The organism is Phormidesmis priestleyi ULC007, from assembly GCF_003003695.1.
In the GTDB taxonomy this organism is placed as follows: Bacteria; Cyanobacteriota; Cyanobacteriia; order Leptolyngbyales; family Leptolyngbyaceae; genus Phormidesmis_A; species Phormidesmis_A priestleyi_A.
The window spans coordinates 56,664-63,662 of the sequence record NZ_PVWG01000024.1; the positions used below are offsets into that span (position 1 = coordinate 56,664).

The following is a 6,999-nucleotide window of genomic DNA, read 5'->3' on the forward strand; positions in this document are numbered from 1 at the left end:
GCTGAATGAGGAATGGTTTGGGTAGGGGCAATCCCGTGGTTGCCCTCCGTCAGGGGTAGGCACGGGGGCGCTAACCCCTACAGCCATTTATCTCCTCGTTCTGCAACGCCAAAAAAGGCACCCTTTTGAGTGCCTCATCGATCGCGCGATCATCAACCGTGATTAGGCTACACTTTTGCGGCGGTGACGCTTAAGCCACCCACCGATCAAACCCACTGCTGCAAGTCCGGCAACACTGCCCGGTTCAGGAACTGGCTTTGCCCTAAAGATCCGCTCACTGCCATCTGATAGCAGCACCCCAAAACCGATCTGCCCTGAATCGTTTAAGCCTTTGTCGATGATGGTTAGATCTAGCACTGACAAACCGTTAAGAAAGTCACCGACTGCAATCACTTTGTTGGCGATCGGGTCTGCTCCATTAAAGATTCCTTTGCCGCCATTATCTAACTCGGCAAGAAATGCCACCTCGCCATTGTTGTTCAATGCCGGATCAGAGGTAAAAAGGCTGAACGCGCCACTGGTGTCGGCGATCGTTTTCAACCCTTTCTCCGTGCCCGTAAAGATTCCGCGATCTCCACCGATCAATTCTCCGACAAACGCCACCGTTCCCTGATCATTGATAGCAGCAGAACTAAATCGGTTGAATTTGCTGCTAACGATCGTTTTGACGGTGCCGCCATCACTGACAAAGACTCCGCTTTTACCTGTATCTAAGGTTGCTGAGAAGGCAATTTTACCCGAATTGTTGATTCCAGGAATAGTGTAAATAGCGAATGGGCCGTCGCCTCCCACGGTGTCAATCCCGCCTACAAAAGAACTAAACTCACCCAGGGTGCTAACCACGGGTGTCACTTTCCCATTGCTGCTACTAAAGATTCCAGATTCACCAGCACCAAAACTCGCAAAAAACGCGATCGTCCCGGCATCGTTGATCGCACTTGAGCCAAAGAAGTTAAATTCCTTGCTGGTGCTATCGGCGATCGTTTTGACCACGCCCCCTGTATTTGCGTAGATGCCACTCTTAAGCAATGTGGCCGTTGGGTCAGTCGGGGGCCCACCGTTTGGATCAATTTTAGATAAATCGACTAGATTCCCTGTGAAAGTTGCGGTGCCCGTGTTGTTGAGCGAGGAATAAAACGTCACATTATAAGGGCCGTTGGGGTCTGAAATCGGCGTGATACTGCCACCGCTGCCTGCGGAAACCGCGATCGGAGGAGCTTGAGGACTCACAAACGTTTCAAACGACACAAGTCCTTGATTGTTGATCGCGGCATTGCGGAAAATACGGAATGGCGAATTAGCTGAATCGCTGATCTGAGTAAAATTGAAGCCTGCCGCTTGAGCAGGCAGACTAATCGATAAACTCAGCATTGTGGCTGCACAGCCTAGATGTGTTCTCGTCATGCCTAGACAAAACTTCATAAATTTTCCTCAGATATCAGATAGCTGACGGGATGCTTTTGATACTAAGAAAGTTAATCATCATAAAGCTGTATCAGGAGAGTAATTTTTATCAAACTTTCAAGAATGTGTAAAGTTACCGTAAAAACACGGAGACCACCTTCCGTATTTCCCTCAGAGGTGCTTGTCTAAATAGCCTGGTTTTTTATGCCTGATTTTAAGGAAACTAAGAGCTTACGCATTCAATAAGTAGTTCAATTCTGAAGTCAGCCATTCGCTAAACATCCGGTTTAATATCTCTCGATGTCGCTCTGGCGTTAGTTCAGCCGGGATAAATTCTTCAACCATCAGCAAGTGACTTACCTGGTCGATCGTCAGTGGGCCGATCACCTGCCCTGGAATCGCGCTAAACACGATCGCCGACAAATCTGGCTTGAGGCCGCGGCGATAAAGCTTGCCTTCATATCCACAGTGATATCGACGCTGATAATCAATATCATAAAGATGAGCCGCTTCATAAAAACTGATTTCGTCTTCCTGAATCTGATAAGAGATCTCTTGGGCAAGCTGCTCATAAGGAACGGCGAACCGATAGAGCAAAACCTGGTCGAAATCTAACTGGTTTTCAGTAAAAAACCGTTCGACTTCTTTAGCAAATAAAGTTTGAGATAACTTTTGAGCAATCAAGCGATCGCGAATTCCCGCTTCCCAATCATCGGCGGTGACTAGCTGATCTGACAACCAGGCTAGCGTGTCACTCGATCGAAACAATCGGTTTTCATAGCGCATCCGATCTGCCTCGGCTTGAATCTCATCAGGGGTCAAGCAAATGCCTCGTGCTTCTACTGCTTGATCGATAATTTTTTGATGAAAAATCTTGCGGCAGACTTCCTTAATCTGCATCTCTTTTCTTAATGCAAACGTGATTGTTTCTGGTTGAATAACTTCTCCTTTAAAGTTAGTCATCGGTTTTATCCTTGACTCGAATTAAACAAATATTTTTCTGCTATCAAAAATAGAAACGATTGCGATTTCCACCCCTTCCTGAGCCAAATTGATTAATCACAATAAAAATTGGCATTGAGATATTGGTTGAGATTGCAGTGTTTCCGATCGAGGTTCCGCCCAAGTTTGCCACCGTAGAAGAGGCTGCCGGAAAAATATTCAGTGATTGCAAAATGGGTTGAATCATTGAGAACCACGAATTATTACTTCCCGCATAGCCCTCATCAGAGCCTCTGCTCCATCTTCCACCCCCTTCAACATCAGATAATGTAGTCACTTCTTCTACATAATCAATATCAGAAATTATCATCTGTGTGATCTCCTAAAGCCTAACAAAATTGGTCTTAAAGTTTGCTTAATAGTAAGGGGTCTAGGCTCGATCGTTTTCAGTAGGTTAATAACAAGACGCAATCAGCGCTATCAATAGAGCCTAGACATTGCAACAGTGGAACCACAGCCGACTGACTTTTTTCTAAAAGGCATGTTTCGCCGATTGAGACTCCCCTCACCAAGGCAAAATTTTGCAAAAATAGCACTTGATTAAGGGGAGTTTGTAAAGGCTCAACCTGCTTCACCGATTCTAGGGTTGAGCGCGTTAAAGGCCCAAAACAACGGCACCAAAACCAGAGGTGTCAATACTCAAACTAGCACCATTGGCAATAGCAACGCTACCAGCAGGCCCGGAAGTCGATGCAGTTTGCAGCAGTGAGGATTGTTGCTGGAATTGAGTAAAGTTGGCAGATAGGTCAATTCCGCCTTCTAGGTTGTCTGCTTCAGTTGCGATTTCTAGATAGTTCAGTTCTGAGATAATCATATTGTTCTCCTGTGGGATGAGTGTTTTGGTTGTTAGCAACTCTGTTTGAGCTGTTATGTATAAGATATCTCTCTAAATTTGCAGATGGGGTGTTCTTTGCAGTTTATGTAGCCAATATGGCGAAGAAATTTATAGAAGCATTTAAGGCATTCGTTAATGGTCAAAAATACAAATTTAGCGCGTCTAATTTAATAAACGCGCTAAACATATAAGCTTTTCGGAATTAGATATAGAAGTAGATATTTCTCTAGTATCAAAGAATTACCTAACCCGTCAATTCATAATTTAAATCCCTAAGAAGATGGCACCCAAACCGAATGTGGAAATATTTAAACGCCCGATATTTGCAAAAGCCGAACTACCATTTGGGCCTGAAACTGCTCCGGTTTGCAGCATTGAAAGGGCTTGATTAAAGGCAGTCAAAGTTGCTGCCCAATCTGTTCCACCTTCTAAGTTATTTGATTCGGCAGCAATTTCTAAATGGCTCAGGTCAGAAATAATCATCAGTTTCTCCTTTCTAATTTAGTGCTGATTGGTCAATTAATCACGCTGTTTTAGCTCCTCTTTATAAGATATCTTGTTCAACTTTAGTTAGGGGTTTTATTGCAGTTTATGTCGCCAATATGGCAAGAATTTTGTAGTAAAAAAGCGCGCCTACTGTCTGCAAACGCGCTGGTCATGCCCTATGTTATTGATGAGATAGAAAGGAAGATTTAGCCGTTTGCTTGATGTCTTGAGCTTTAAGCTCCCAAGACGATCGCGCTAAAACTGCTCGTATCAATCTTCACATGTTGAGCATTGGCAAACGACGTGCTGCCGCCAGGGCCAGAGCTAGATCCAGTTTGCATAACTGAAAGCTCTTGGGCGAACTGAGTGCCCGTGATCGATAGGTCTAATCCACCTTCTAAATCACTCGCTTCAGTGGCAACTTCTAGATAGCTGAGTTCTGAGATAATCATAATGTTCTCCTGGGTAATGAGATGTTTTTGTTGACTAACAACTCTGTTTAAGCTGTTATGTATAAGGTATCTCTTCAAATTTGTAGATGGGGTGTTTTTTGCGGTTTATGTAGCCAATGTGGCTGAGATATTTTGTGAGCACGATCGAGACATCAACAAATGACTAAACAGCAAAAAAAGCGCCCTCACAAATAGTAAGTGCGCTAAGAATGCTCTATTCAATAGATGAAAAATTGATCTTTTCTCAATGCGTGCGATCACTCAAATCGTTAAGCTCCCAAAAGGATTGCGCTAAAGCTACCCGAATTGGTAATCACATGTTGAGCATTTGAAAGAACTGTGGTGCCAGCAGGGCCAGAGCTAGAGCCAGTTTGCAAAACTGAGAGTTCTTGGGCGAACTGAGTAGCCGTAATCGATAGGTCTAATCCACCTTCTAGATCATGTGCTTCAGTGGCAACTTCTAGATAGCTAAGTTCAGAAATAATCATGATGTTCTCCTGAGTAATGTGGTGTTTTTGTTTGCTAACAACTCTGTTTAAGCTGTTATGTATAAGGTATCTCTCCAAATTCATGACTAGGGGATTTCTTGCCGTTTATGTAGCCAATGTGGCTGAGATATTTTAAGTCGGCTCTCAGATTAGCTTTAGCGATCGCAGGACCGATAAAGTTTTAAATAAAATAGGGTAAGAACGACTCGATTTCGTGCGTTCTTACCCCAAAAGACTATGGTATTCAACTATCTAAAGCCAACCTTAAAAGCTGTTCTTAAAATTAGTAGGACCCTGATAGCCAGAAATCTTTGCCAACTCATCCAACGGCTTTTGACCCGAATAAAACTTGCCGTTAATCTCCCAGGTTGGAAACCCAAACTTTTGACCTGTCTCTTTCTCAATCTTAGGCGCAACCTGTTGACACAATTCTGTCTGCGGATTTTTGCCCTCAGGTGCACACTCAATAGAAGGCACATCTTTTAGCGCCTGAACACCAAATATTTTCTTCTGCTCATAGCAATGAGGGCACCAGTAGGCACTATACATCTTCGCCCCAATATTTTTGAGATGTTGAGCCAACTCAACCTCGGCAGGCCCAGACGTATCAGTAATGGTGAAGAAAGCCTGCCCACTTGCCGGACCGAGACTATAAGATCCGCCAGCATCGGCATTGGCTGAATTAATCGGGGCATAAATGCCCAACGTGCCGACCAGCGTCACCGCAGCCACCACAACACCTGTGAAAAAGAGTTGTCCCACATCGTCCCAGGTGCGCCCCAACAGAGTTAAGACAAACATCGCGGCTGCAAAAGTGGCTGACGCAATGCAGTAATAGCAAACCGTTTTGAGGTCGAATGCTAAAACATACATTAAATAGCCGCTAAAGAGCAGCATGGCCGTTGAGCCAGCAAACAGCAGCAGCCAGGTTCGATCTTCTAGGGTGGTTCGCAGCGATCGCTTCTCTTCTGCATCCACCGCTAGCGGAGCTAGTGCAAACGTCGCCATGCTCGCGTAAGCCAAAAAGCCAAACAGTGACAGTGGCAATCCTAGAACTTTGGCGTAAGGACTATTGAGCACCGATTCGCAGTTGCTTGTGCAGACTGGGCTGCTGTCTAAGAATTTGTTGATCGTGAGATAGCCTGTAATAATGGCTCCCAGGATGGCGATCGACCCAATTAGAGGGCGTGACCAGCGATGAATCCAGGGGGTAGAACGTCGGCGCATAAGCGTTTTAGATAGAGTAGCTTTAAGGGTTTGCGACCCGGTTAATGGGCGCATTCCCATTTTGACCGATCCGACCTCGGTTAGCGGATCAAATTTAGGCACAAGGTTTTAAGTTTGTTTGCTCTAGTTTATGTCAAGAGGGTTAGAAGACTTTGAAACCTAGTCTTAAAATAGAGTAGTCTACGATCGTGTTTCCTGAAATTACTTGCAAACTGGTTTTGTTTTTGCTACTTTAGTTAAGCGCTGAAAGACAGCCCCTTCCGCCGGGATAGCTCAGTTGGTAGAGCAGAGGACTGAAAATCCTCGTGTCACGAGTTCAAGTCTCGTTCCTGGCATTCAGTTATATCAAGCAAAAAGCCCACTGCATCAAGCCTGTGGGCTTTGTTTTTGGCGCATCTATCCCAAACCGTTGTCTGCACGTTAGGTGCTTTTAGACGGGTTTAGGGGCAGAATTGGGGAAAATTGGGGGAATTTTTAGAAAAGGAAAAATAGGCAAGCTTTAGACTGAACAACAGATTCCTCCAATTCCCCCAAAGGAGTTGCCTATGTACTCGTCACAGCCAAAGCCCCAGCCCCAGCCAAAGCCATAGCCCCAGCCCCAGCCAAAGCCCCAGCCCAGAACGGAGCGGAAGCTAACGCTAGGAGCACTCCATACACGCTATATAGCAGCCCAGGGATAATCAAGCCAAGCCAAGGAATTTCCCTTTGGAGACGACTATTTGCAGGTTGAGCGGGTTGGGCATTAGGGGTGGAGATGGGGGTGACTGGACGGACTTCTTCTCGCCGATAGAGTGGGCGTACTGGGGGAGGCGAAGACCGGGAATCTGTGGAGCGGTGGTCAGGCGATGGAGTGGCAGGAGGTGTTTGAGGCGGTGATGACTGCTCTCGTGGGGGTGATGCACTGCTTGACTGAGATCTCTGAACTGCAATAGCTCAGATCTTGCAGCAGTCTCAACAGGGAGTTGCAAAACGGCTAAAAGTCTGTAAGAAAGGGCGTAGAAATAGTTGAATTAGGACTTTCAACGTTCAACGGGTGCGACCTTTATTTGATACCCTTAGAGCGCAATGGAAAAGCCATATTGATTCAGCTTGTTCCAGAATTGAT

9 protein-coding genes and 1 tRNA gene are annotated in these 6,999 nt (G+C 45.5%); 2 read left to right on the forward strand and 8 right to left on the reverse strand.

Translation table 11 applies throughout. The features are described from left to right. Positions 1 to 162 precede the first annotated feature (162 nt). The 8 genes from C7B65_RS17825 to C7B65_RS17870 form a co-directional block, all read right to left on the reverse strand. Positions 163 to 1,422, reverse strand: a complete 1,260-nt coding sequence (locus tag C7B65_RS17825) for a DUF7453 family protein (RefSeq protein ID WP_073073072.1) — start codon at positions 1,420 to 1,422, stop codon at positions 163 to 165. 213 nt (positions 1,423 to 1,635) lie between these two features. Next, complete coding sequence (locus C7B65_RS17830) at positions 1,636 to 2,367, reverse strand: peptidylprolyl isomerase (protein WP_073073074.1); 732 nt, start codon at positions 2,365 to 2,367, stop codon at positions 1,636 to 1,638. Positions 2,368 to 2,410: 43 nt separating this feature from the next. Beyond that, positions 2,411 to 2,716: a hypothetical protein gene (locus C7B65_RS17835; RefSeq protein WP_073073075.1), complete on the reverse strand. Its 306-nt coding sequence runs from the start codon at positions 2,714 to 2,716 to the stop codon at positions 2,411 to 2,413. A 285-nt stretch (positions 2,717 to 3,001) separates the two neighbouring features. After that, positions 3,002 to 3,220, reverse strand: a complete 219-nt coding sequence (locus tag C7B65_RS17845; protein ID WP_073073079.1) for a CTB family bacteriocin — start codon at positions 3,218 to 3,220, stop codon at positions 3,002 to 3,004. Positions 3,221 to 3,505: 285 nt separating this feature from the next. Next, the gene (locus C7B65_RS17855) at positions 3,506 to 3,724 is read right to left on the reverse strand and encodes a hypothetical protein (RefSeq protein ID WP_073073083.1); all 219 of its coding nucleotides are present in this window, start codon (positions 3,722 to 3,724) and stop codon (positions 3,506 to 3,508) included. A gap of 236 nt (positions 3,725 to 3,960) precedes the next feature. Continuing rightward, positions 3,961 to 4,179 carry a CTB family bacteriocin gene (locus tag C7B65_RS17860; protein ID WP_073073085.1) on the reverse strand — a complete coding sequence of 73 codons (219 nt, stop codon included), beginning with the start codon at positions 4,177 to 4,179 and terminating at the stop codon, positions 3,961 to 3,963. Positions 4,180 to 4,448: 269 nt separating this feature from the next. Continuing rightward, positions 4,449 to 4,667, reverse strand: a complete 219-nt coding sequence (locus tag C7B65_RS17865; RefSeq protein WP_073073087.1) for a hypothetical protein — start codon at positions 4,665 to 4,667, stop codon at positions 4,449 to 4,451. 264 nt (positions 4,668 to 4,931) lie between these two features. After that, positions 4,932 to 5,996, reverse strand: coding sequence for a vitamin K epoxide reductase family protein (locus C7B65_RS17870; protein ID WP_342353009.1), 1,065 nt, complete (start codon positions 5,994 to 5,996; stop codon positions 4,932 to 4,934). Positions 5,997 to 6,156: 160 nt separating this feature from the next. Here C7B65_RS17870 and C7B65_RS17875 point away from each other — a divergent pair. Both C7B65_RS17875 and C7B65_RS27895 read left to right on the forward strand, forming a co-directional pair. Beyond that, positions 6,157 to 6,229, forward strand: a tRNA-Phe gene (locus tag C7B65_RS17875). A gap of 456 nt (positions 6,230 to 6,685) precedes the next feature. Then, positions 6,686 to 6,826 (forward strand): hypothetical protein, encoded by a 141-nt coding sequence (locus C7B65_RS27895; protein ID WP_181314426.1) that lies wholly within the window; start codon positions 6,686 to 6,688, stop codon positions 6,824 to 6,826. Positions 6,827 to 6,999: the final 173 nt, after the last annotated feature.

Coding starts and splice junctions, on each gene's coding strand:
- C7B65_RS17825 (WP_073073072.1), bottom strand. CDS start 1,422: ATGAAGTTTTGTCTAGGCATGACGAGAACACATCTAGGCTGTGCAGCC.
- C7B65_RS17830 (WP_073073074.1), bottom strand. CDS start 2,367: ATGACTAACTTTAAAGGAGAAGTTATTCAACCAGAAACAATCACGTTT.
- C7B65_RS17835 (WP_073073075.1), bottom strand. CDS start 2,716: ATGATAATTTCTGATATTGATTATGTAGAAGAAGTGACTACATTATCT.
- C7B65_RS17845 (WP_073073079.1), bottom strand. CDS start 3,220: ATGATTATCTCAGAACTGAACTATCTAGAAATCGCAACTGAAGCAGAC.
- C7B65_RS17855 (WP_073073083.1), bottom strand. CDS start 3,724: ATGATTATTTCTGACCTGAGCCATTTAGAAATTGCTGCCGAATCAAAT.
- C7B65_RS17860 (WP_073073085.1), bottom strand. CDS start 4,179: ATGATTATCTCAGAACTCAGCTATCTAGAAGTTGCCACTGAAGCGAGT.
- C7B65_RS17865 (WP_073073087.1), bottom strand. CDS start 4,667: ATGATTATTTCTGAACTTAGCTATCTAGAAGTTGCCACTGAAGCACAT.